Below are 24,148 nucleotides of genomic sequence, written 5' to 3' on the forward strand. Positions count from 1 at the left end.
ACAAGGCGGAGCGAGTGTTTCAGTCTGGGCGCGTGCATCAAGTTGCGAAATAGAGGGAAATTGGCGCCCCACCGTAGATGAAACTGATAACTATGTCTCCGCTGGTGCACTCTGATAACGCCGCCTTGGGCTTGCGTGAACCGCCGAGCGTATCCGGCATTGGCCAGATGCACTGCGATCATTCATTCAGCGCCCACCCCGTACAGCCGATCTTGGCGGCGATCGACAGGATGATTGCCTAGCGAGACGGGGGCTACGGCTCATGATCCAGCACCATCCGCACTGCACGATCCCGCACCTCAGGCGAAAATTTGTTCGTCGTCTTGCTCGTCATCGCTCCACCTTCTCAAGAGTTGGAGCCTCCGACAAACCGGGGCGGTTCAAGCTAAAGCTTCCAACTCTTGAAATTGTGCCGCCGCGCGGGTTACGGCTTCTCAACGTCGCCAAGGGCCATTGTGGATACCTTGCTCTGCGTCGGGCTTGGCCAAGTTGGCGAGACGCGGTGCACCCATCGCAAATGGGCCGCTGACAACCTTTCTGGTGCAGCCGGCTCTCAGATGTCGGCATAGGTATGCGTCTCGGCGGTGGCGCCGGGATGAGTGACTGCGCCCTTTGCCGCCGGCCCCACGGTTTGCGCAAATTTCCATAGCGCACCCGACTGGAAATCGTGACGGCGCGGGCGCCACTCCTTGCGGCGAGCCTCCAATTCCTCGGCCGAGAACTCGACATCGAGCGTGCCCAATTCGGCATCGATGGTGATGATGTCTCCGTCCTTCAGCAGAGCGATCGGGCCGCCAACTGCTGCTTCGGGGCCGACATGGCCAACGCAGAAGCCGCGCGTGGCGCCGGAGAAGCGTCCGTCCGTGATCAGCGCCACCTTGTCGCCCATGCCCTGGCCGTAAATCGCCGCCGTGGTCGCCAGCATCTCGCGCATGCCGGGACCGCCTTTCGGCCCTTCGTAGCGAATGACAATGACCTCGCCCGGCTTGTACTCACGCTTCTGCACGGCGTCGAAAGCCGCCTCCTCGGAGGCGAAGCACCGGGCCGGCCCGCGGAACTTGAGGTCCGTCATGCCGGCCACCTTGACGATCGCGCCCTCCGGGGCGAGCGTGCCGCGCAGACCGACTACGCCGCCGGTGGTGGTGATCGGGTCGGAGATCGGGCGAACAATGTCCTGGTTGGTCGGGAAGACCACGTCGGCCAGGTTTTCGGCGATCATCTTGCCTGTCACCGTGATGCAGTCGCCGTGCAAGTAGCCGCCGTCGAGCAGCGCCTTCAGGATCACCGACACGCCGCCGATCTCGAACAGATCCTTGGCGAGGTAGCGCCCTCCAGGCTTGAGGTCGGCGATATAGGGTGTGCGCTTGAAAATCTCGGCAACCGCATTCAGGTCGAAGTCGATGCCCGCCTCGTGTGCGATTGCCGGCAGATGCAGCGCCACATTGGTCGACCCGCCGGAGGCCGCCACCACGGCGGCGGCGTTCTCCAGCGCCTTGCGGGTGACGATGTCGCGCGGCCTGAGGTCGCGAGCCAACAGGTTCATCACGGCCTTGCCAGACGCTTCCGCGAAGGCGTCACGGCTCTCGTAGGGTGCCGGCGCACCGGTCGAACCGGGCAGTGCGAGGCCGAGCGCCTCGGAGACGCAAGCCATGGTGTTGGCGGTAAACTGGCCGCCGCACGAACCAGCGGAAGGGCAAGCGACACATTCGAGAGCGTGTAGCTCGTCCTCGGAGATTTGGCCGGCCTGGTAGCTGCCCACCGCTTCATAGACGTCCTGCACGGTGACGTCCTTGCCGCGGAAGCGCCCCGGCAGGATCGTACCGCCGTATATGAACACGCTCGGCACGTTGAGGCGGACCATGGCCATCATCATGCCGGGCAGTGACTTGTCGCACCCGGCAAGGCCTACCAGCGCGTCGTAGCAATGGCCGCGCATGGTGAGTTCGACCGAATCTGCGATCACCTCGCGGCTCACCAGCGACGACTTCATGCCCTGGTGGCCCATGGCGATGCCGTCGGTCACGGTGATGGTGGTGAACTCGCGCGGCGTGCCGCCACCCGCCTTGACGCCCAGTTTGACAGCCTGCGCTTGACGGCTGAGGGTGATGTTGCACGGGGCCGCCTCGTTCCAGCACGTGGCGACACCGACGAAGGGCTGTGCGATCTCGGCATCGGTCAATCCCATGGCGTAGAGGAACGACCGATGCGGCGCCCGCTCGGGGCCGACTGTCGTGTGGCGGCTTGGCAGTCTGGATTTGTCGAAATGATGTGCCATGGGTCGGGTTCCCTCATTGAACTGGGATCAAGCTCTTTCAGTCCGCCGGTTCGAGCAGGCGCCAACGAGCTTTGCCCTCCGGGCAGAATACACGCACGTGATCAGCCTCGCCGACCGGCAGCAATTCTGGCGGTTGCCACGGCGATTGCACGAGCGTGACTGTCTCGGTGTTCGGCGGCAGGCCGTAAAACCGTGCGCCGTTGAGCGAAGCGAAGGCTTCGAGCCGATCGAGCGCCCCTTCTTCTTCGAAGACCTGGGCGTACAATTCGAGCGCAACCGGCGCGCTGAAGATGCCGGCGCAGCCGCATGCCGATTCCTTGTCCTGGATCAGGTGCGGCGCCGAATCCGTGCCGAGGAAGAACCGGGGATCGCCCGAGGTCGCGGCGTCCCTCAATGCGAGGCGATGGCCCTCCCGCTTGGCCACGGGCAAACAGTACATATGCGGCCGGATGCCGCCTGCGAACATCGCATTGCGGTTGATCATGAGGTGGTGCGCCGTGATGGTGGCGCCGATGGGACCCTCGGCGTGCTGCACGTAGTCCACGGCTTCGGCGGTCGTAATGTGCTCCAAGACGATCCGCAGCGCGGGGAAATCGGCTCGCAGCCGGACAAGCACCCGGTCTATGAACGCCTTCTCCCTGTCGAAAACGTCCGTTTCCTGATCGGCCACCTCACCATGGAGCAAAAGTGGCATGCCGACGCCCTGCATCCGCTCCAACACCCGGTAGACCCGGCGAATGTCGGTCACGCCGGCGGCGGAGTTCGTGGTGCTGCGCGCCGGATACATCTTGACCGCCGTTAGCACCCCTTCGGCGAAGCCTCTTGCGACGTCTTCGGGACCGGTCTCATCGGTCAGGAAACACGTCATCAGCGGCTCGAACCTCGAGCCGTCGGGCAACACGCGCCGGATCCGATCGCGATAGGCGGCCGCCTGGGCGGCCGTCGTCACCGGCGGATCGAGGTTCGGCATGACGATGGCGCGTCCGAACGTGCGTGCCGTCCAGGGCAGCGCCATGCGCAGCATATCGCCATCGCGAAGGTGCACGTGCCAGTCGTCGGGTTTAGGAAGCATTATCTCATTCACTCGGGTCACCTTCGCCCCGCTTCCCGCGTCTGACGCGCGCCTTGCGGTCTCATCCGGACGCCCATCGGCTCGAGTCTCACCGTCTTCTTCGACTGGTGGCGATCTATGCGGCGCAGCACATCGCCGAGGAAACGCCCTGCTTCGACGATGAATGGTCCTTGTTGAGCATCACCCATTCGGCGCGCTGCCCCCTGGCCGCGTCGGTTGCTTCCGTCCGCCTGGGCGCTCCTTGTTCGACCATCCCAGCCAAGACCTGGGTCGCCCAGATGACAGGCACGTGGGCCGCCTCGCAACGCCAGGGAATGTTCTTTTGGACTTTGCGGATGCGTCCGAAGCCAAGTTCGACAGCCAGATCGAGGGCGCGAGCTATTGCTTGATTTGAGACAGCACGCCGATCTGGTGTCTGAGCGCGTTCGCTCGAAGTTGGTCATCGCTCGCTGGACTTGCTGCCAAGCTCAGCAATCTGGAGCCGAAGCGATCGAAGTGCTGCAAGGATTTCTGCCCGTTCGCTCTGATTTTTCTCAGCCAGGGTTTTCTGTGCATCCGCTTCTCCTGCTTCGTGCTGGCGCTGCATGGCGTCAACCACGATGCCGATAAACAGGTTCAGCACAGTGAAAGACGTCACCAGAATGAACGGCACGAAAAAGATCCATGCCAGTGGGTAGACCTCCATCACCGGGCGGACGATGCCCATCGACCAGCTTTCCAGGGTCATGATCTGAAACAGTGAGTAGGCCGATGCGCCGATCGAGCCGAACCATTCGGGATAGTCGGCCCCGAACAGTTTGGTCGCCATCACCGAGAAAACGTAGAACAATAGCGACAGAAGCCCGAGGATAGAAGCGATTCCAGGCACGGCGGCCAGCAAAGCACCTACCACCCGCCGCATCGACGGCACCGCCGACACCAGTCGTAGCACACGCAGGATTCTGAGCGCCCGCAGGACCGAGAGACTGCCGGTCGCAGGCAGTAGCGCAATCGTCACGATTGCCAGATCAAACAGGTTCCATGGGTCCATGTGAAAACGCGTTCGGTAGACAAGCAGCTTGGCCACCAGTTCAACGACGAACACGCCCAGGATGATCTGGTCCAACAACATCAACTCGGCGCCGATCGACCCCATGATCGTTGGGCTTGTTTCAAGGCCCAGCGTGATTGCGTTGATCACAATCAGCACAATGATCGCGCTCTGAAGTCGAGCCGATTCCAGCACTTCCTGCAGCTTGCCGATAGGGCCCGCCTGACGCGGCGCAATACGGCGCAGATTGTCTTCGGGTCTGCGCGTTTTCTCGGTGCGCGCCGTCATTGGTCTCGATCCTTTGGTTTCATGTCTGCAAGCCCTCCACGCGACCGCAGACCGCACGAGTGAGGCCGAGCCGAGCCTAGATATCAGTCAGTCGTGTGCGTCTGAAGGAGTGCTTCGCGATGGAAGGAGCACAGCTTCTCGTGCACCACTTCAGCTGGGATCGGCAACCCGGATCATTCAGGTCGCGCGTGAGCTTTTCGACTACGACCATGTCGCCGCGCACCTCGCAGTCGGCAAGATGCACCTCGACCGCATAGGTCGTTATCGTGACGTCAGACAAGCCCATGAGGCGCCCGGCCCATAGCGCGGCAAGTATGTTTCGACGGGCGATAACGTTGTCGCGAGTATCGACATCAATGCACCAGGCGGGGGCGCCGGAGGATGCAGAGGTGTCCTTGATGGCGGCAGATAGGACATCAATAGTCATCAATCGTCTCCGGCAGGGCGAGCGGAGGGACGTTTCCCGATGGGATCCGGGAGCGAAGCTGTCAGGCGGTGGCGAGCGGCTTCGTCTGTCGTGGCCGCACGGGTTTTCCAGAGCGAGAACAGGACGCCGGCTGCGATGATGGACAAGGTCACTCCGAGCGAGATCGCGGGATCGACCTTGCCGACGATCTGATTCCAGAAGATCTTGGCCCCGATGAAAACGAGCACGATGGCGAGCGCGTATTTCAGATACTCGAAGCGGTGCACCATCGCAGCGAGGGCAAAATAGAGGGCGCGGAGACCGAGGATCGCCATGATATTGGCCGTAAACACGATGTAGGTGTCGGTCGTGATGGCGAAGATTGCTGGCACCGAGTCGACCGCGAACACGAGATCCGCGATGTTGATCACGACGAGCGCCAGGAACAGAGGCGTCGCGAAGCGCGCGAGCTTCCCCGTCTCCGGATCGGGTTTGCGGACGAAGAAGTGCGAACCGTGCAACTCGGCCGAGACCCGCATGCGCCTGGACAGGAAGCGCACGATCGGATTCTTCGACACGTCCTGCTCGCTCTCTCCCATGACGAGCATCTTGATCCCCGTGGCGATCAGGAAGGCGCCGAAGATATAGAGCACCCATTCATACTGTTGTACGAGCGCTGCGCCGAGCCCGATCATAATGCCGCGCAAGACCAGCACCGCGAGGATGCCCCAGAGGAGCGCTCGGTACTGGTATTTGGCGGGAATGGCGAAGTAGCCGAAGATGAGCGAGATTACGAAGACATTGTCGATCGAAAGCGCCTTCTCGAGGGCATAACCCGTGAAATACTCCATGCCAGAGGTCGGGCCCATGGACCACCACACCCAGGCGCCGAACACCAGCGCGATCGCGATGTAGAACGCGGACAAGAACAAGCTTTCGCCGACACCGAGCTCTTTGTCCTGCTTGTGGAGTATTCCGAGGTCGAAGGCGAGCAGCGCGCCGACCACGCCGAGAAAGGCGAACCAAAGCCAAGCAGACTTTCCAAGGAAATCGCTGGTCAGGATATCGGTGAGCAGTTCCATGGGTAATCCTTACTTTTCGGGTGTTTGGGAGCACCCGTTGAATGGGTTACAGGCTCCTCATTGCGTCCATGTTCGACCGCTAGCGGGGCCCGGACCTTTCGGGAGTGCCTGAGACGGTGGCGAGCGGCCCCAATTGCGATTGCGCCAATGGGCTCGTGGTGGTGTCGTCCTGGTTCTCGCGTTGCGCAGCCGCGGACGCAGCATCAATGTGAGAGGAGCACTGGCAGCGGCGGGTTGGCGACGATGGTCTTTGTCGCGCCGCCCAGGATGAAGTTGTGCATCCGTGAGTGCCCGTAGGCTCCCATTACGAGCAGGTCGAGGTCGTGTGCGGTTGCATATTCCTCTAGAGCCTGTCCGATCGTGCGGCCGGCGGCGCCTTCTTCCTCCAGGACAACCTCGATGCCATGCCAGGCGAGATACTTCGCCAAATCCTCGCCCGAGTGCCTAGTGTCGATCGTCTTCTCCTGTGTGATCGTGACCACCCGTATGGTCTTGGCGCGCTGCAGGACCGGGAGGGCATCGGCCACCGCCCGCGCCGCGGCCCGGCTGAAATCCCAAGCCACACCGACCACGTCGAGGGGAAAGGAATTGCTGCTTTTCGGCACTTCCGGGAAGACGATCGTCGGTCGCCCGGAGCCGAATATCACAGACTCGGCGACGTATTGCTGAAGAGCCTGCTCGCCGATCGGGATCATCGTGACATCGTGCATCCTGGCGTGTTCAGTCACGATGGCCGCGAGCTGCGAGCTCGGGCACGACCCGACGATCTGGTCGTGTGCAACGCCACGCTGCGTCGCCATGCCTTCGAACACACTGACCAGATTTTGGGCATTCGCCACACTCTTCTGCCGCTCGGCCGCAATCATGCCCGGGATGTTCAGCAGTGCGTTCGCCAGTGCGTTGCCGGCGTTCGGAATCTCTATTTTGAAAGTCAGCGCCGAGATGTGCGCGCCCAGCGCCTCAGCGAAGCCGACCGCTTGGTCGATCGCCGCAGCCGGGGTCGGTTCGGGATAGCTGCTCAACTGGAGCAGGACATCCTTGAAAGCCATTCTCTTATCTCCTCAATTGATCGGCTGCTTCACATTGACCGCGTCACGCGGCTCTGAGTTAGGAACAAGCTCGGCGGTGGTTGTGCATGAGCTGCGGAGACCGACCATGATGAGGGATGCAATATCGAGGTCGCCGGTTTAGATACTGCGGCGTCGATAGGGTCGCGGAAGGAGAGACGCCGCCTGCTCGACGCAAGCGGCTGCTCCCTTCAGTCGAACAGCTCCGACAGAAACGACTTCTTCCGCTTGCCATGGCGATAGCGGCCGTCGTCGTCGTCATATCCACTCGGCCTGTAGCCTCGGCCCGGGGGGCCGGTTCACGGCGGGCCGGCGCCGCATCTTCGATGCTGCGTTCGATGACCTTGTCCAGCTCTCCACGGTCCAGCCACACGCCGCGGCAAGTGGGGCAAAAGTCGATCTCGACGCCTTGGCGATCGGATAAAGTCAGCCCGGTCTTGCAGATCGGACAGGGCATCGCGGCGACTGTTTCTGCGGTTCGCATGGCTCATGCCGCCCCAGTTTGGTGGACGAACGCGAGCCGGTACATGCGATCCTTGATTGCGAGCCTGAGCTTCTTCAGCCGCAACAGCCGCAACGCGTTCGGGAAGCGCCGCTTGTGCTCCCGACGCACCTCGGCGTCCAGCTTGCTGTGGACAAGGAGCAGTCGGTAATTGAGTGCGTTCATGGCTTTTTCTCCTAATCGATGGTTCGATCGATCGGGCCAGCCACGATGCAGCAACGGGGGCGTGAACTGCATCGAGCTGGCTCGATGCGGTCCGACATCGCAGCTGTCAGGGGGAACAGCCACCAGAGGGGCCCGGTCCGCGACAACCAATCTAGTCTTAGCCGCGATTGGCGGCCAATCCGATTTCTCGCGCGGAGCAATAGCCCCAGGCTATCGTTACCTCCGCAGCGGCAAGCAGTCACCCGATCAGAGGGCGAGCCTCTGTCTGAATCCGGTCGGCAATCGTCCGATAGACATCCCCGTAAGCAGCCCCGGATCGGGGTCAACTCCGCCCCCGAGGTTCTTCGTTCGATCAGCGCGACTCCGAGCCGATCCTCCAGCGCACGCAGCTGCTGGCTGAGCGTCGATTGCGAGACGTGGCAGGCATAGGCTGCGCGCCCGAAGTGCCTGAGGTTGGCAAGCGCGACGAGATACTCAAGTTGACGAAGCATCGGCACAGGTCATCCAGAGTCGCTGCTTCACCCTTGTAGGAGCGCGCAGTGAAACCCAGGCGGGCGGCCGCCAGCACCGCCGGGCACGCCGTCGTGAGTGCTTGCGGTTCAGCGGTCATGAGCGGGTTGATGTCGGCCGCATCCAGCACTTCGTGCCGGCTGACCCGCCGCACCCGGTGCCGGCTCGCCAGGCACCACAGCCAAGCCGGGGCCCACGCGAAACCGACGATTAACAGATCGAAAACGAGGAAGCCGGCCATGGACACAAGCCTGTATCGTCAAGGTCGTGATGTGAGACCCCGCTTCTGCGGCCGTCACGACGACGGCTCGGTTAGGAAGGGTCGCGCCGCCTCGACGGCCGCCGCGCAGCCGGGCGCGGCCTCGACGAGCACCTGGTCGGGGCGCACCCAGCCCGCCCAGAGCCGGACGGCGTTCGAAGCCGCCCATGCCGGATCGTTCGTGGCACGCTCCAGGAGCGTGGGCGCGCCGCTCCGAGCGCATGCGGTCAACTCGGCGACCACGGCCTGTGGCGCCTGGGCGGCCGCAAGCCTCTCGGCCATCTCTGCTTGGAGCGGCTCGATCAGGAAGAACGAGACCAGGGCGGCGATGAAGTCCTGCATAGGAACTCTCCTTTGTTCGCAAGGGTCAGGGAACAGTTAGTGCGGTGTCGGCCGGGGCGGCTCCCCGCGTCTTCAGCAGGCTCCAGAACACGCCTAAATCCGGCCGGGGGGCACCTGTCGCTCACGGCTGCCTGGACCCGACCTCCGCGATCGCCCTGCCACGTGTCTTCCAGAGCGAGTAGCCGACGCCGACTGCGAGAATCGCGAAGGTGATCGACAGCGATGCGGCCGGCGGGACCTTGGCGAGGCCAAGCGCATCGGCGACGAAGATCTTCGAGCCGATGAACACCAGCAGCACCGCGAGCGCATATTTGAGATAGTGGAAGCGGTCGACCATCGCCGCGAGCGCGAAGTAGAGCGCGCGCAGGCCGAGGATCGCGAAGATGTTCGAGGTGTAGACGATGAACGGGTCGGTGGTGATGGCGAAGATCGCCGGAACCGAATCAACCGCGAACACGAGGTCGACAACCTCGACCATGATGAGGGCCAGGAACAGCGGCGTCATATACCAGGCGAGTTTGCCGGTCTTAGCATCCGCCTGCTTGACGAAGAAGCGCTCGCCGTGGAGGTCGTCGGTCACCCGGAACCGCCGCTTGACCCAGCGGAGCACCGGCGACGCGCCTACGTCATACGCCTTGTCGGCGAGCGCCCACATCTTCACGCCGGTAAAGATCAGGAAAGCCGCGAAGACGTACAGCACCCAGCTGAACTGCTCGACCAGCGTCGCGCCGAGCCCGATCATGATGGCGCGCAGGATGATGACGCCGAGGATGCCGTAGAACAGGACCCGGTGCTGGTAGAGGCGCGGCACCGCGAAATAGGCGAAGATCATCGCGATGACGAACACATTGTCCATCGCGAGGCTCTTCTCGATGACGAAGCCGGTGACATACTGCATGCCGGCGGTCGCGCCCATGTACCACCAGACCCAGCCGCCGAAGCCGAGCCCGAGCACGATGTAGACGGCCGAGAGCGTCAGGCTTTCGGTGACGCCGATCTCGCGCTGCTTCTTGTGCAGCACGCCGAGGTCGAGCGTGAGCAGCGTCACAACGATCGCGAGAAAAGCAGCCCACATCCACAGCGGCTTGTCGAGCCAGATGTATCCTAGGAATTCCATGTGTCCGATCCGATCTAATCGCTCATCACCGAGCGGTTTGGTCTTGATCCGACATCACGGCCGATCGCTCAGCCATCAAAGGGTTCCGGATCGCTTGGCACGAGAAGGCCACCACCGACCTAGGTCGGTGGTGGTGATCGTTAGTCAAACATCTCCGACAGGAATGACTTCTTCCGCTTGCCGTGACGGTAGCGGTGATCGTCATCGTCGTCGCGATAACCGCCTGGCCGGTAGTCCGACCTTGGCTCGGCTTCGCGCCGGGCCGGCACCGCATCTTCAACGCTGCGTTCAATGATCTTGTCTAGTTCGCCGCGGTCGAGCCAGACGCCCCGACACGTCTGGCAATAGTCGATTTCGACGCCCTGGCGGTTGGACAAGGTCAGGCCGGTCTTGCAGATCGGACAAGGCATAGCGGCGACGGCTTCTGCGCTTCGCATGGCTCAATCCCTTCCACGCTTGGGGAAGCGGGCCAGCATATGCAGTCGATCTTTGACCGCCAGCCTCAGCTTCTTCAGCCGCAGCAGCCGGATACCATCGGGAAATCGCCGCTTTAGCTCTTGGCGAATTTGGTCGTCCAGTCTGTGATGAACGACGGTCAATTTATACACTAGGGCACTCATAGCCTCTCTCCAGATCGATGGTTTCACCGATCGGGTTAGCCATGACGCAGCGACATATGGGCATACGCACTGCATCGAGCTAGCCCGAAGCGGTCCGACATCGCGACTGTCAGGGGGAACAGCCGCCAGAGGGGCCCGGTCCGCGAGAACCAATCTAGGCTTACCCGCGATTGGCGGCCAATCCGACTTCTCGCATGGAGCAATAGCAGCAGGCTATCGCCACTCAATGCGGTGGGCAGGCATTTCACCCGATCAAAGCGCGGGCTTCAGCCTGAATCCGGTCAGCAATCGTCCGATACGCGTCCCGGTAAGCAGCGCCGGATCGCCACGCCGCGGCGATGCTGCGTGTGAATTTCCATCCCTGAGGCTTAAGCACTTCGATGCCCGTACGGCCTCCGACATCCGAGCCGATGTAAAGCTCTGGGAGGACCGCAAGCCCCACCCCTGAGCTGGCCATCTGATGAACGCTATCGAGGCTTGTGCCCTCATAGTCACGCAGCAGTTCCATGCCGAGTTCCGCGCAGATTTCGGCCACTTGGCGATGCAGATGGTGGGACCTACCGAGGCTGAGAACCTGCGCGCCTTTCAGATCCTCGACGCAAAGTTTGGGGCGCACGGCGAGCGGATGGTCGGGAGGTGCGACGAGAAACAATCGCTCGCGAAACAAGGGCTGGACTTCAAGGTCGCCACCCTCGATCGGCAGCGGTCCGAGCAGCATGTCAAGCGCGCCTCGCGAAAGCGCGAGCGCCTGCTCTTCCGGAATGCCCTCCCTGATATGAAGCCTGAGATCAGGCTGCTCGCGGTGGAGCGCAGCGACGATCGGGGGCATCAAATAGGGCCCCAAGGTGGGCGTCACTCCGAAGCGGAGTGTCCCCACGAGATGCTCGCCGGCCCGCCGCGCTAGGTCGCGAATATCCTGCACCTCGATCACCAAACGTCGGGCCCGTGCAGTTATCTCGCGTCCGATCGGGGTCAACTCCGCCCCCGAGGTTCTTCGTTCGATCAGGGCGACTCCGAGCCGATCCTCCAGCGCGCGCAGCTGCTGGCTGAGCGTCGGTTGCGAGACGTGGCATACATCCGCCGCGCGGCCGAAATTCTGAAGGTCAGCCACGGCAACGAGATATTCCAGCTGGCGCAACGTTGGCATGGGAAGACTCCATAGCGATAGCCAATACCTATCACGTTCAGGGTATCCTTTCGAATGGACTCAATCTCGAGCCTGAGGCAACGTCGCTCAATCAGCATGAGGCCCACCACACTGGTTGCGGGTGAAGGCAGATTGAAAGCAGTCCGAAGCCACCTGATATTCCTCGCTGACGGGCAGGTGACTCTTCGGAAAATGGAGAATGAAAGTGGCAAACGGATTTGATCCACGGATAATAGCAGTGCCGGAATCGACCCGGATCGGCCGTGAAGACACGACGATCGATGTGGGCCTACGGTCCTACATGCTGTCCGTGTACAATTACATGGCCTCCGGGGTGCTGCTGACGGGCATCGTGGCGCTGTTGTTCGCCAACAGCGGCTACGCGGCTGCCGTGCTCGGCGGGCCGGGGATCCTCAAATATGCCATCATGTTTGCGCCACTGGCGTTCGTTCTGGTGCTCAGCTTCGGCATCACTCGTCTTTCGACCGGGACGGCCCAATTGCTGTTCTGGGCGTTCGCGACGGTGATGGGTCTGTCGATGGCGTCGATCTTTCTGGTGTTTACGGGAACCTCGATCGCGACCACCTTCTTCGCGACCGCGGCGGCGTTCGGGGGTCTCAGCCTTTACGGCTATACGACCAAGCGTGACCTGTCGGCCTTAGGCACCTTCCTGATCATGGGCGTGGTCGGCTTGCTGGTGGCGATGATCATCAACCTGTTTCTCCAGTCGGGGACCATGAGCCTGGTGATCAGCTTCATCGGCGTGCTGCTGTTCGCAGGCCTTACCGCCTACGACACGCAGCGGATCAAGAGCCTGTACGCGCAGGTTGCGGGGACGGACATGATGGGCAAGACCGTTATAATGGGCGCGCTGTCGCTCTACCTCGACTTCGTCAACATGTTCACCTTCCTCCTTCAGTTCATGGGCCAGCGACGCTAACTAAATCAGCACCATGATGCACAGGCACCAAGGTCCGGGCACGGCGCATGGAAGGCGCCAGGCACGAGAACCAAGGCGGTGGAGGAGCCGTCCCTCAACCGATGAGACCCGTTCGTCTGAGATGTTTGGCTTATAGCGATTCACTGACATATGGCCATCAAACCACAAGAACGGCGTCCATAGCTCGACCTTGAGGAGGGAATAGCCGCGTGGACCTTTCCGGTTTCCCACTTGAGGCACTGCTGCCCTTCATCGCCATCGGCTTTGCGGCGCAACTGGTGGACGGCGCGCTTGGCATGGCGTTCGGCGTTATCTCGAACACGCTGCTGATAAGCATGGGTGTCCCCCGGCGGCAGCCTCGGCGGGCGTCCATGCGGCCGAAAGCTTCACCACCGCAGCCTCCGGTATCAGCCACATTGCCCATCGCAATGTGGATTGGCGACTCTTCGGGCGGCTCGTGATTCCCGGCGTGGCTGGTGGCATCTTGGGCGCCTACGTATTGACTAGGATCAGCGCCGAAGCGGCGCGACCGATCGTACTCGCCTACTTGACTGCCATCGGCCTATATCTGCTTTGGCGCGGCATCAAAGTTCCTTCTGTGGAAAAGAGGCCTAAGTTTGTCGCGCCGCTTGGGCTTGTCGGGGGCTTCCTGGATGCAGCAGGCGGCGGCGGCTGGGGGGCAGTGGTGACCAGCAACCTGTTGGCACAGGGCGGGAGCCCGCGAAAAGTCGTCGGTACCGTGAACACCGCCGAGTTCTTCTTGGCAGTGACCATCTCCGCCACTTTCATCGCCACCCTCGGCCTAGGAGCCTTCACCACCGCCACGGTCGGGCTGCTTATCGGGGGTATCGCCGCTGCGCCCCTTGGCGCTTTGGTGGCGAAGCGGGTCCCGGCCAGGCCGCTGCTCATCCTGGTAGGCGTCGTGCTCACGATCACCAGCATCTACGGAGTGATACGGGCACTGGTTTGATCCTGATTCCTTTCGCTTGAGTTTAGCATTTCTAAACAAGCCGGGACGGAATCATATTTTTTGATCTTTGCCGTCCGCTTTCTTGTTATTAATCTGAAGTTCATTGCTGTGTCCTCGACAAGCAATGTGACCAAGTCGCTCTTTACGCGAAAAGCAGCAACTTTTTATGGGTGTAGCTAAGGTATGCCATTGCGACCACGCGTATCAGATCAGATCGGCAGGGTGCCGTTCGCGGCAAGCACCTCCCCGGCGAGATAGAGCGAGCCGGTAATGAGAATTCGGGGGGCTGGATCGAGGCCAAGCGCGGAGATGGTGGCAAGCGCGTCCCCGACACTGTCGCGGGTCTCGGCCGGGATGCCGACGCAGCGGGCAACTTGTGCGATCTCCTCGGACGGCAGAGCCGTGTCTTGCTGGATCGGCACCGCGATGACACGGCAGACGAGCACGGCGAAGTTCATGAGAAAGCCTTCGCAATCCTTGCTCGCGAGCATGCCGACGATGAGTATGAGCGGCCGCGGACCGCGCTTCTCAAGATCGGCAAGCGCGCCGACGACCGCACGGCCGCAGTCTGGATTGTGGCCGCCGTCGAGCCACAGCTCGCTGCCTTGCGGCGCCAGTTCCACCAGCCGGCCGTGAGGGAGACGCTGCATGCGCGCTGGCCATTCGACCTTGGCGACGCCTTGCTTGAAGGCCGCGTGCGGAATCTGCAGTGCAGGGATGCTGCGCAAGGTGGCGATTGCGGTACCCGCGTTGTCGAACTGGTGACGGCCAGACAGACAAGGCGCCGGGAGGTCGATGAGCCCGTGCTCGTCCCGATAGGCCATGCGACCGCGCTCGGGCGTCACGACCCAGTGCTTGCCAGCAATCCGAAGCGGCGCGCGCATGCGCGCGGCCTGCCGTTCGATCACCGTGAGCGCCTCTCGCGACTGCGGCGCGGTTACCGCCAGCACATTGGGCTTGAGGATACCCGCCTTCTCCGCCGCGATCAGCTCGATGGTGTTGCCGAGGAAGTCCTGATGGTCGAGCGAGATTGGAGTGATCACGCTCGCAAGCAAGCGTTCGATCACGTTGGTAGCGTCGAGCCGGCCACCCAGGCCGACCTCGAGCAGCAGCACATCGGCGGGATGGCGCGCGAACAGCAGGAAGGCTGCAGCGGTGGTGATCTCGAAGAACGTGATTGGATCTCCGGCATTCAACCGCTCGCAGGTCGCAAATGCATCCGCAAGCTCGTCGTCCTCGACCAGCGCGCCGCCGCCCGGTCGCGCAAGACGGATGCGCTCGTTGAAGCGCACGAGGTGGGGCGAGGTGTAGACGTGCACGGCGCGCCCGGCCGCTTCCACGATCGCGCGGAGAAAGGCGACGGTCGAACCCTTGCCATTGGTGCCAGCGACGTGGATCACCGGCGGCAAGCGTCGCTCGGGATGCCCAAGCCGGTCGAGAATGCGCCACATGCGGTCGAGGGAGAGATCGATCCGCTTGGGATGGAGCGTGAGCAATCGCGTAAGAAATGCATCCATTCGGACCATTGCGCTTCTTCTACTTGTCTCTTTTTAGGTGGGTGGCCATCGTTTACCCGCGTGAGCGCGGAACTATCCTAGTTCCCAAATGAACGCGAAGCTCGGGCCAGATCCAATCGAAACACGCGACTGCGCCCATTGCCCAGCAACGAATTAATGCCGCCATGCACATGTAACGATGTTGCAGCGAAACAGACACACACGCCTTCTAGAAATCCCCTGCACACACCGCGACTCGGCGGAATGGAAAACGCGCCGATCAACTTTCAGCGGGGGTCAGGCTCTCGAACCTGCCTACTACTGGGAGTGGCAACCGCTTGCAAGATTGCCCTGATCGACTCGGTCGGTCGGCTCGATTACGACTGCTCCTGCCTCGCAGCTCGTGCCATAAGTTCGGCGAGCAGTGGGTTCGGGAACCGCCGCTTCTGCGTGATCGCGTAGAAGCTCTCGCTGAGCGTCGGGATTCGACAGACCTCGACGAGGGCGCCGGAGGCCAATTCGTCGCGGACTACGATCGGGGGCACCAGCGTGAGACCCTGGCTGTCGCGGGCGAGCAGGCGCAACATAGCCATGTCGTCGACCTCGGCCAGGATGACCGGGCGCACTCCGGCACGCTCAAGGATCCGGTCAAACGCCAGGCGAATCTCGCTGTCCAAACTTGGCAGGAGGATTGGTTCGGAGGCCAGGTCTTCCGGAAAGCGGAACGGTGACGCCGCCGCGCCGGGCCGGCGGACCAGGCCGACCGGCTGCTGAGCGAGCAGTTGGCTCCGAAACGAAGACTGTGCGTCCTGCTGCGGCGCGCTGTTGGCGAGCACGACGTCGACCGTGTGCGCCTTAAGTTGGGCGAGTAGATCATACATCGTACCCGAGCGGACAATCAGCTCGACATCCGCGCGGCCGACCAGGGGACGGAGGAACTCCAGCTGGAAGTTGCGCGACAGGGTCGTCAACGCCCCGACCCGGAACGCCTGTCGCCGATCGAGCGGTCGTCCTTGCATAGTGCTGACGAGTTCATCGCCGGCCTGGAACACGGTGTCGGAGTAGTCGAGCGCGATGCGGCCCGCCTCTGTGAGCACGAGGCGCTTGCCTGTTCGCTCGAACAGCGGATGCCCGAGCTGCTGCTCGAGCTTTCCCAACTGCACCGAGAGCGCCGACTGAGACAGGTTGAGGCGTTCGGCGGCGCGCGTCAGGCTGCCCTCGTGGGCGATCGCCCAGAAGTATCGTAGATGGTGGTAATTGAGGCTGGCCATCGGCATAGTTTTATGGAAGCGAACGAATTCCCACAATCTTTATATTATCAAGAAGGGTGGATGGGCGCTAGGTAAGGGGTCGCTTCTCGCCGGAGACGACCATGACCTCAGCGCTGCCCTGGTGCCTTGCTCTCGGGCCCCTCGCACTCGTAGCGTCCGGCCTGGTGGCTGGTGCCGCCAAGCTGCCTCGCCGACAGGCCGGGACGAGCGCAGCCCTCGTGGCGGCGTTTGCACTGGCCGTGGCTGTCGCCGCGGGCGTTGCCGTCGCACTGCACGGTCCGTTCGCAACGGTCACCGTCGGGATCGAGGGCGTTGGGCTCGGCTTCTATGTCGATGCGCTGAGCGCGATCATGTTCGCGCTCGTCGCCTTCGTTGGCCTGATCGTGGTCGTCTACAGCCGAAACTATCTCGACGGCGATCCCGGCCAGGACCGTTTCACCCAGTGGCTGTGCCTGACGCTCGCGGCAGTGCTGCTGCTGATCGTCTCAGGCAATTTGTTCCAGTTCGCGCTCGCCTGGATCGCGACGAGCGTTGGTCTCAACAAGCTCCTGCTCTTCTATCCCGAACGACAGGCGGCCGTGCTCGCGGCACGTAAGAAGTTCATCGCCAGCCGTGTCGGCGATGTCTGTCTGGTCGCCGCGATGGTGTTGCTCCACCAGACGTTCGACAGCCTCGATTATGCGGTCCTGTTCGCCGGCGCCGAGGCGATGCGCGTCGCCGGAGTCGTTCCGGGCACAATCCACGCCGTCGCGGTGTTGCTGGTCATCGCCGCGCTGCTCAAATCGGCGCAGTTTCCGCTGCATGGCTGGCTGACCGAGGTGATGGAGACGCCGACGCCGGTGTCGGCGTTGCTTCACGCCGGCGTAATCAATGCCGGCGGCTTCCTGGTGCTGCGCTTCGCCGGCGTGATCTCGCTGTCGTCGCCCTCGCTGGAGGTCCTCGTCATCGTCGGCGGCTTCACGGCCTTGTTCGGCTCGACGGTAATGCTCACACAGACCAGCGTCAAAGTCTCGTTGGCCTATTCGACGATCGCGCAGATGGGTTTCATGATGCTGCAATGCGGGCTCGGCGCCTTCTCCGCCGCGCTGCTGCACATCGTCGCCCACTCACTCTACAAGGCGCACGCCTTCCTATCGTCGGGCAGCGTCATTGATCTGGCGCGGGCGTCGTGGTCACCGAGCCCTAGCGGGCGGCCGCACAGGGCGCGGATGGCGATGGTCGTTGGCCTCGTGCTGGCGGTGACGCTCGTGATCGGCACGTTGTTCGGCGCTACGATAACGCAGCAACCCGGCGTCTTCGCGCTCGGCGCGGTGGTGATGCTCGGCCTCGCTCATCTGGTCACGCAAGCGCTCGATGAACGGCCGAGCGTCTATGTCATCGGCCGCACGGTGGCGCTCGCAGTTGTAGTTGGGCTCGCCTATTTCTGGCTCCAGTTCGCGACTGAGCATCTACTGGCCGGCTCGCTGCCGCCGGTTCAGGCGCTACGCGGCCCCTTCGACCTCGCCATCGTCGCTCTGGTTGTGCTTGCCTTCGGCACGGTGACCGTTTTCCAGAGCCTGCTGCCGGGCCGAGCCGCCGCGCCGCGCTGGCAGGCGTTCTACGTCCACCTCGCCAACGGTCTCTACGTCAACACGCTCGCGAACCGGCTTGTGCTGCACTTCTGGCCCAGCCCGCCACCTGGTTACGGCGCACGATCCCCCTCCACTACGTCCGCCGGCGGGGTCCGCCCATGAGTATCGCCATCGCCTCCGAGACCGGTCCGCGAAGCCCCATCGCTGTAACCTGCGAAAGACCAGGCGCGAAGACAGCCTCGATCGAGGCGGCCATCGCCCAAGCGTGCGACAAGATCGCGCCGCTCTGGCCGCTCAAGCATTTCGTCGCGGTGAACCCATTCCTCGGCTTCAGTGACCAGAGCTTCGCTGCGACCTGCGCTACGCTTCGCCGGGTTGCCGGAGTCGATATGCTGATGCCGCGCGCCTTCTACCGCCAGGCGCTGGCGGCGGGGACCATCGAGGAGCACGACCTGGAGGCAGCCATGGCTGCTGCTACGTCCGGCCATCCGGCCTTCGCGCACGACGCCGCCTCGCTCCGCTTAGCCGCAGCGCGCGATCCCGTCTGGACCAGTCGGCCGGGCCCGGTCGTCGCGACCGTCGCCGAGGTCCTGGACGGCTTGGCGGCCGGCGACCGTCAGGCCTCGCGCACCGCGTTCATGGTCGACGAGATCTCGAAATGGTGCGCCGCCTATTTCGACGAAGGACAAGCCGCCTGGAAGCTGCCGTCGCGCGCGCTCCCGGCCTATACCGCGTGGCGTGCCGCGATGCGGTTCGACCGCAACCCGGAGACGATGGGCATCCGGGGCTTCCGCAAGGCCGTCGCCGCCATGCCCAAGGACCCACGCGAGGCGATCGCGGCGGTCGTCCTGGCGCTGGGCATCCCTGATCGCGCCATCGAGGATTATCTGCACCGGGCGCTGATCGATATCGGCGGCTGGGCGGCCTATGCACGCTATCTCGTCTGGGACAATGCACTTTACGGGCGCGACGACGATACGCTGGTGGAGTTGCTCGCGATCCGCGTCGTCTGGGGCTACGCGCTGTTCCTCGAACGCCCCGACACCGCGTTCACGGCGGCCTGGGCAAAGGCGATGGCCGACGCAGCGACACTGCCCAAAGACGAGCGGCTCGGCGACGATCCAGAGCTCGCGCTCGATCTCATCCTGCACGAAGCCTATGAAGCGGCCTACCGGCGTCGGCTGCTCGCGCGGCTGTCGCAGCATTTCGAGGCGCCCGTGTCAAAGCCCGCCCCCACGCGTAAGGCGTTCCAGGCGGCATTCTGCATCGACGTTCGCTCCGAAGTCTATCGACGCGCGCTCGAGACCGTCTGCCCCGACGCCGAGACGATCGGGTTCGCTGGCTTCTTCGGCTTCCCGATCGAATATGTGCCGATCGGCCGCGAGACCGGTGGGGCGCAGTGCCCGGTGCTGTTGAAGCCCGCCTTCGTGGTGTGCGAGGCAGTCGCCAATGCGTCGGAAGCCGAGGAGGCGGAGATCATGAACCTCCGCCTGCTGCGCCGCCGCGCGGCGAAGGCGTGGAAGGCGTTCAAGCTCTCGGCGGTGTCGTCGTTCACCTATGTCGAGACGGTGGGGTTGTTGTTTGCCGCCAAGCTCGTCGGTGACAGCGCGCGCCTGACGCGGACGGTCAGCGACCCCAATACCGATGGCCTCGACAAGGGTGTGATCGGCCGCATCGGACCGCGGCTCGAACCGGGCGCGGTGGGCGGTCGGGTCACCGGCTTCGACGACGGGCAGCGCGTCGCCATGGCCGAGGCGGTGCTGCGGGCGATGTCGATGACCCAAGACTTCGCGCGGCTGGTCCTGCTGACGGGACACGGCAGCACGACCGTCAACAATCCCCATGCTTCGGGGCTGGATTGCGGAGCGTGTGGCGGGCACACGGGCGAGGCGAACGCGCGGATCGCCGCCGCCATCCTCAACGATCCCGGCGTCCGGGTGGGGCTGGCCGCCAAGGGCATCGACATCCCGAAGGACAGCTGGTTCATCGGCTGCCTGCACGACACCACGACCGACGAGGTGCGCATCTTCGATGCCGATCGGCTGCCGGCGTCGCATGCCGGCGATCTCGCGCGGCTGCGCGAAGCGCTCGCCAAGGCCTCCTCGCTCGCCCGCGATGAGCGGGCACAGCTGCTCGGCATCGGCAAGAGCGAGGATGTCGATCGCGCGGTAAGGGCGCGCAGCCGCGACTGGGCGCAGGTGCGTCCCGAATGGGGCCTGGCAGGAAATGCCGCCTTCATCGCCGCGCCGCGCGAGCGCACGCGCGGGCTCGACCTCGCCGGCCGCGCCTTCCTGCACGATTACGACTGGCAGAAGGACGCCGGGTTCAGCGTGCTCGAACTCATCATGACTGCCCCCATGGTCGTCGCGAGCTGGATTAACCTGCAATATTACGCCTCGACCGTGAACAACCGCGCCTTTGGCAGCGGCAACAAGCTGCTCCACAACGTCGTCGGCCAGCTCGGCGTCCTCGAAGGCAATACCGGCGATCTGAAGGTCGGGCTGCCTTGGCAGTCGGTGCATGACGGGACACGCTTCGTCCACGAGCCGCTGCGGCTCACCGTCTTCATCGAGGCGCCCGAGGACGCGCTGAACCGTGTCATCGAAGCGCACGCCAGCGTCCGGCAACTTATCGACAACGGCTGGGTCCACCTGTTCCGTCTCGGGGACGAGGGGTGGACAATCCGCCGCTATGCCGGCGATTTGAGATGGGAGGCCGCGACGTGACCGCCCGGCTCTCCCATCTCGCGCGACTGGAATCCGAAGCGATCCATATCCTACGAGAAGCGGTCGCCGAAGGACGCAAGCCGGTGATGCTGTTCTCGGCGGGCAAGGACTCGACGGTGCTGGCGCATCTCGCGCTGCGCGCCTTCTTTCCGGGCCGCCCGCCGTTCCCGCTGCTCCATATCGACTCCACCTGGGAGTTCCGGTCGCTCCTCGACTTCCGCGACGCGTTTGCGCGCGAGCATGGGTTCGAGCTCATCGTCCATGCCAATGAGGAGGGGCGAGCGGCCGGCCTCAATCCCTTCGACCATGGCGACCGCTACACGCTGGCGATGCGGACCGAACCGCTCAAGGACGCGCTCGACCAAGGCGGCTATGACATCGTCTTCGGCGGCGCCCGCCGCGACGAGGAGAAGTCGCGGGCGAAGGAGCGGATCTTCTCGGTCCGCTCTGCTGGCCACGCTTGGGATCCGCGCCAACAGCGCCCCGAGCTCTGGAGCCTCTATAATGCCCGTCTTGGCAAAGACCAGTCGGCGCGGGTGTTCCCGGTGTCGAACTGGACCGAAACCGACGTCTGGACCTACGCGCTTGCCCACGACATCGCGCTCGCCCCGCTCTACTTCGCGGCTCCGAGGCCGGTGGTTGAGCGGGGCGGGGGTTTGATCGTCATCGACGAAGAATCCCGCATGCCGCTCCGGACAGGGGAGACCGTCGAAACAAGGGCCGTGCGCTTCCGAACGCTAGGCTGTTGGCCGGTCACCGCGGCGATCGCGTCCGAGGCGACCGACCTCCCCTCCGTCGTCCAGGAAACCTTGGCGGCCTCGGGCTCCGAACGTCAGGGCCGGATCAGCGACGGCGAGGATGGCGGCTCGCTCGAGCAGAAGAAGCGCGAGGGGTATTTCTAGCGATGACCAGCGCGCCACGACCCTACGAGCGCACGGACGCCGTCCTCGCGACGATGCACGGCAAGGAGCGGGTAATCGCACCCCTCCTGGAGCGGGCACTGGGATTGCGGGTCGCCGCGACGACGAATGTCGACACCGACCGCTTTGGCACCTTCAGTCGTGACGTCGAACGAACCGGTTCGCAACTCGATGCGGCGCGGGCTAAGATCGCCGCAGCATTCGCGGCCGCGCCCGATGTCAACGTCGCGCTGGCCAGCGAAGGCAGCTTCGGGCCTCATCCCCAAATTCCCTTCGTCCCGCTCGGCCGCGAGCTCGTCGTAATGAGGGATCGCGTCAGCGGTCTCGAATTGATCGGTCATTATGCGGGCCTGTCGACGAATTTTGGCCACGCGGTCGTTACGGACCTGGCCGGCGCCAGTGCGTTCGCCGAACGCGCGCGATTTCCCGGACATGGGGTGATCGTCATGGGCTGCGTCGATCAGCAGCCGGCGCCCAGGCGCGCGCTGATCAAGGACATTGACGCTTGGGCCGAACTGCAAAGGGCGATTGAGGAGGTGATCACGATCTGCGGCGCCGCCTTCGTTGAGACCGATATGCGCGCCCATCGCAACCCCACCCGAATGCGCACCATCAAACGCGCGACGCTGGACCTTGTCCGCCGGTTTCGGAGCCCGTGCCCGATCTGCGCTCGACCCGGATTTGCCATCACCAAACGGCTATCCGGCCTGCCATGCTCATGGTGCGGAGGCCCAACGCTCGCGCTGAAAGCTGATGTCTATAGCTGTGAGGGTTGCGGTTACCGGGAAGAGCGCGCGGTGAAGGCGGCGACAGCGGACCCGGGGCAATGCGGGGAGTGCAACCCGTGACCAAGGGAACGAAGGGAGAGCAGAATGGCCGCTTCGCAATCGCCCGTTGAGCCTCTCCTCGAGGCCGAAAAGCAGATCGCGTGGGTGCTCGCCCATCCTGGCATGAGCGACTGGCTGAAGGACGCTCTTAGGACCGCAGTCGATCGCGATCCCGAGCACCTTCTGAATGACTTGGAGATACTATGTTTGCTTTTGAGAGCGAAGTCCCAAGCCGCCATAGATGAGCGGCTACGGTAGTCTCCAAGTCCGGTAGGTATCGGGGCGAATATTGAACTGCGTGAGGAGCGTCACAGAGATGATGAAATGCGTAGACGACGTCTACCGAGCGCTTCCGATGTATGCGGAACGCGGTGCGTTCTTCGACAGCGCTGTTTCCGCGCAGCGAGACGAGCGCTCTCGTGTCGATCGAGATTAAACATCTGCGATACGCTGAGGCGGCGGAACGCTGTGGCAGTTTTCGCAAGGCGGCAGATCTGCTCGCCCTCAAGCAGTCTAATCTCAGCCGACGAATCCGACATCTGGAGGAGCAACTCGGCGTAGCGTTGTTCGAACGAACGAATGGCGGCGTCAGGCCGACGGCGGCAGGCCGGGACTTTGTGAACGGCGTTCGCCGGGTTCTCAATGATTTGCAGATTGTCGTCGACGGAGCCAAGGCCGTCGGACGCGGCGAGGCCGGGTATTTGACGATCGGCTTCTACACGTCCCTCTCAGCCGGCAATCTCAGGGCAAGTCTTGTCGAGTACGGCCGTCGCTTTCCCCAGGTTGAGATCAAAACTATCGAAGGATCGCGAACGCGATTGTTCGACGGAATACAGAATAGCATGATCGACATTGCCATCGTCACCGGGGAGCCGGCTTCAGATTGCAATCGCTCGATGGTGCTCTGGAGCGAGCGCATCATCGTCGCTTTGCCCGAGGATCATCCGCTCGCAGCGAACGAAGTCATCTATTGGACAGACTTAAAGCATGAGCGCTTCTTGCTGAGCGAGCGCGATCCGGGACCGGAGATCCAAGACATCCTCGTTGCCAAGCTCAGTTCCCCTGGCGATCTGCCCGACGTCGTCCGGCACGATGTGAGCCCGGAAAACATCAAGAGCCTGGTTGGGGCCAACCGCGGCGTCAGCCTTATGTGTGAGGCGTGCATGGGAGCCAGCTATACCGGCGTCGTCTACCGCGAGGCGCGCGACGGCAACGGCTCGACCCGGATCGGGTATCGCGCCTATTGGCGAGACGGCAACGACAACCCAGCGCTCCGGAACTTCATTCGCCTCTTGGAGGAGCGCTTCCCGCCGGTTGCGAACGGGAACGGGCCGCGTGGCGCATCTTCGCGAATCCCCGATCCGTCGCCATAAAACGCTCAATCATTGGTGCGATCAGCTTAGCGGGCTCGACGGCTTGCCCGCTTTCTCGGCCAAGGATTTCTGCATACGCGATGAGATCGCGGTGAAGGGCGGCGGGCAGTTCCACCGAGATCTTCACCGGCTTGTCGTCTTCGAGCGGCCCGAGCTTCAGCTTGGCCATCGG

24 protein-coding genes and 1 pseudogene are annotated in these 24,148 nt (G+C 63.3%); 7 read left to right on the forward strand and 18 right to left on the reverse strand.

Annotated features, from left to right (window positions below; all coding sequences use genetic code 11):
- Positions 1-553 precede the first annotated feature (553 nt).
- From ilvD to CWS35_RS08170, 15 genes are all read right to left on the reverse strand, one after another.
- Complete coding sequence (ilvD, locus tag CWS35_RS08100) at positions 554-2,275, reverse strand: dihydroxy-acid dehydratase (protein ID WP_046193838.1); 1,722 nt, start codon at positions 2,273-2,275, stop codon at positions 554-556.
- 37 nt (positions 2,276-2,312) lie between these two features.
- On the reverse strand, positions 2,313-3,359 hold the full coding sequence (gene pyrC / locus CWS35_RS08105) for a dihydroorotase (RefSeq protein WP_371682840.1): 1,047 nt from the start codon (positions 3,357-3,359) through the stop codon (positions 2,313-2,315).
- Positions 3,360-3,462: 103 nt separating this feature from the next.
- The gene (locus tag CWS35_RS40010) at positions 3,463-3,729 is read right to left on the reverse strand and encodes a pyruvate kinase (protein ID WP_200894510.1); all 267 of its coding nucleotides are present in this window, start codon (positions 3,727-3,729) and stop codon (positions 3,463-3,465) included.
- A 57-nt stretch (positions 3,730-3,786) separates the two neighbouring features.
- The gene (locus CWS35_RS08115) at positions 3,787-4,590 is read right to left on the reverse strand and encodes an ion transporter (RefSeq protein ID WP_072598817.1); all 804 of its coding nucleotides are present in this window, start codon (positions 4,588-4,590) and stop codon (positions 3,787-3,789) included.
- Positions 4,591-4,741: 151 nt separating this feature from the next.
- Entirely contained in the window at positions 4,742-5,092 is a 351-nt protein-coding gene (locus CWS35_RS08120; RefSeq protein ID WP_100951620.1) for an ATPase inhibitor subunit zeta, read from the reverse strand.
- On the reverse strand, positions 5,092-6,153 hold the full coding sequence (locus tag CWS35_RS08125) for a TerC family protein (protein WP_083579235.1): 1,062 nt from the start codon (positions 6,151-6,153) through the stop codon (positions 5,092-5,094). Before CWS35_RS08125 ends, CWS35_RS08120 begins: the two co-directional genes overlap by 1 nt.
- A gap of 203 nt (positions 6,154-6,356) precedes the next feature.
- Positions 6,357-7,202 (reverse strand): universal stress protein, encoded by an 846-nt coding sequence (locus tag CWS35_RS08130; protein ID WP_100951621.1) that lies wholly within the window; start codon positions 7,200-7,202, stop codon positions 6,357-6,359.
- A 58-nt stretch (positions 7,203-7,260) separates the two neighbouring features.
- Positions 7,261-7,704 (reverse strand): zf-TFIIB domain-containing protein, encoded by a 444-nt coding sequence (locus CWS35_RS08135; protein ID WP_210202775.1) that lies wholly within the window; start codon positions 7,702-7,704, stop codon positions 7,261-7,263.
- A gap of 3 nt (positions 7,705-7,707) precedes the next feature.
- Positions 7,708-7,887, reverse strand: coding sequence for a DUF465 domain-containing protein (locus tag CWS35_RS08140; protein ID WP_046193833.1), 180 nt, complete (start codon positions 7,885-7,887; stop codon positions 7,708-7,710).
- Positions 7,888-7,898: 11 nt separating this feature from the next.
- A complete protein-coding gene (locus CWS35_RS40495) occupies positions 7,899-8,378 on the reverse strand; it encodes a LysR family transcriptional regulator (RefSeq protein WP_083579234.1) in 480 nt (159 codons plus the stop codon).
- A gap of 314 nt (positions 8,379-8,692) precedes the next feature.
- On the reverse strand, positions 8,693-8,998 hold the full coding sequence (locus CWS35_RS08150) for a hypothetical protein (RefSeq protein ID WP_046193831.1): 306 nt from the start codon (positions 8,996-8,998) through the stop codon (positions 8,693-8,695).
- 121 nt (positions 8,999-9,119) lie between these two features.
- Positions 9,120-10,115 carry a TerC family protein gene (locus CWS35_RS08155; RefSeq protein WP_046193830.1) on the reverse strand — a complete coding sequence of 332 codons (996 nt, stop codon included), beginning with the start codon at positions 10,113-10,115 and terminating at the stop codon, positions 9,120-9,122.
- Between the two features lie 140 nt (positions 10,116-10,255).
- Positions 10,256-10,552 carry a zf-TFIIB domain-containing protein gene (locus CWS35_RS08160; protein WP_046193829.1) on the reverse strand — a complete coding sequence of 99 codons (297 nt, stop codon included), beginning with the start codon at positions 10,550-10,552 and terminating at the stop codon, positions 10,256-10,258.
- A 3-nt stretch (positions 10,553-10,555) separates the two neighbouring features.
- Positions 10,556-10,735 (reverse strand): DUF465 domain-containing protein, encoded by a 180-nt coding sequence (locus CWS35_RS08165; RefSeq protein ID WP_046193828.1) that lies wholly within the window; start codon positions 10,733-10,735, stop codon positions 10,556-10,558.
- A gap of 244 nt (positions 10,736-10,979) precedes the next feature.
- Complete coding sequence (locus CWS35_RS08170) at positions 10,980-11,882, reverse strand: hydrogen peroxide-inducible genes activator (RefSeq protein WP_100951622.1); 903 nt, start codon at positions 11,880-11,882, stop codon at positions 10,980-10,982.
- Positions 11,883-12,081: 199 nt separating this feature from the next.
- Between CWS35_RS08170 and CWS35_RS08175 the strand changes: the two genes are divergently transcribed.
- Together CWS35_RS08175 and CWS35_RS08180 are read left to right on the forward strand one after the other, a co-directional pair.
- Complete coding sequence (locus CWS35_RS08175) at positions 12,082-12,822, forward strand: Bax inhibitor-1/YccA family protein (RefSeq protein ID WP_100951623.1); 741 nt, start codon at positions 12,082-12,084, stop codon at positions 12,820-12,822.
- Positions 12,823-13,031: 209 nt separating this feature from the next.
- Positions 13,032-13,792, forward strand: a pseudogene (locus CWS35_RS08180) (sulfite exporter TauE/SafE family protein).
- Positions 13,793-14,001: 209 nt separating this feature from the next.
- On the opposite strand, the gene CWS35_RS08185 reads toward CWS35_RS08180, so the two are convergent.
- Positions 14,002-15,318: a folylpolyglutamate synthase/dihydrofolate synthase family protein gene (locus CWS35_RS08185; RefSeq protein WP_046193825.1), complete on the reverse strand. Its 1,317-nt coding sequence runs from the start codon at positions 15,316-15,318 to the stop codon at positions 14,002-14,004.
- 347 nt (positions 15,319-15,665) lie between these two features.
- On the reverse strand, positions 15,666-16,559 hold the full coding sequence (locus tag CWS35_RS08190; RefSeq protein WP_046193824.1) for a LysR family transcriptional regulator: 894 nt from the start codon (positions 16,557-16,559) through the stop codon (positions 15,666-15,668).
- Positions 16,560-16,660: 101 nt separating this feature from the next.
- On the opposite strand from CWS35_RS08190, the gene CWS35_RS08195 reads away from it, so the two are divergent.
- The 5 genes from CWS35_RS08195 (at position 16,661) to CWS35_RS08220 (ending at position 23,976) form a co-directional block, all read left to right on the forward strand.
- The gene (locus CWS35_RS08195) at positions 16,661-18,292 is read left to right on the forward strand and encodes an NADH-quinone oxidoreductase subunit L (RefSeq protein WP_046193823.1); all 1,632 of its coding nucleotides are present in this window, start codon (positions 16,661-16,663) and stop codon (positions 18,290-18,292) included.
- Entirely contained in the window at positions 18,289-20,856 is a 2,568-nt protein-coding gene (locus tag CWS35_RS08200) for a YbcC family protein (RefSeq protein ID WP_052730342.1), read from the forward strand. Before CWS35_RS08195 ends, CWS35_RS08200 begins: the two co-directional genes overlap by 4 nt.
- Positions 20,853-21,758 (forward strand): sulfate adenylyltransferase subunit CysD, encoded by a 906-nt coding sequence (gene cysD / locus CWS35_RS08205; protein WP_046193881.1) that lies wholly within the window; start codon positions 20,853-20,855, stop codon positions 21,756-21,758. Before CWS35_RS08200 ends, cysD begins: the two co-directional genes overlap by 4 nt.
- Positions 21,759-21,760: 2 nt before the next feature.
- Complete coding sequence (locus CWS35_RS08210; protein WP_046193822.1) at positions 21,761-22,624, forward strand: DUF6671 family protein; 864 nt, start codon at positions 21,761-21,763, stop codon at positions 22,622-22,624.
- A 398-nt stretch (positions 22,625-23,022) separates the two neighbouring features.
- Complete coding sequence (locus tag CWS35_RS08220; RefSeq protein ID WP_046193880.1) at positions 23,023-23,976, forward strand: LysR family transcriptional regulator; 954 nt, start codon at positions 23,023-23,025, stop codon at positions 23,974-23,976.
- On the opposite strand, the gene CWS35_RS08225 is transcribed toward CWS35_RS08220, so the two are convergent.
- On the reverse strand, positions 23,885-24,145 hold the full coding sequence (locus CWS35_RS08225) for a DUF2274 domain-containing protein (RefSeq protein WP_072598055.1): 261 nt from the start codon (positions 24,143-24,145) through the stop codon (positions 23,885-23,887). The two genes, CWS35_RS08220 and CWS35_RS08225, sit on opposite strands and share 92 nt — an antisense overlap.
- Positions 24,146-24,148: the final 3 nt, after the last annotated feature.

It is taken from the genome of Bradyrhizobium sp. SK17 (assembly GCF_002831585.1).
GTDB lineage: Bacteria > Pseudomonadota > Alphaproteobacteria > Rhizobiales > Xanthobacteraceae > Bradyrhizobium.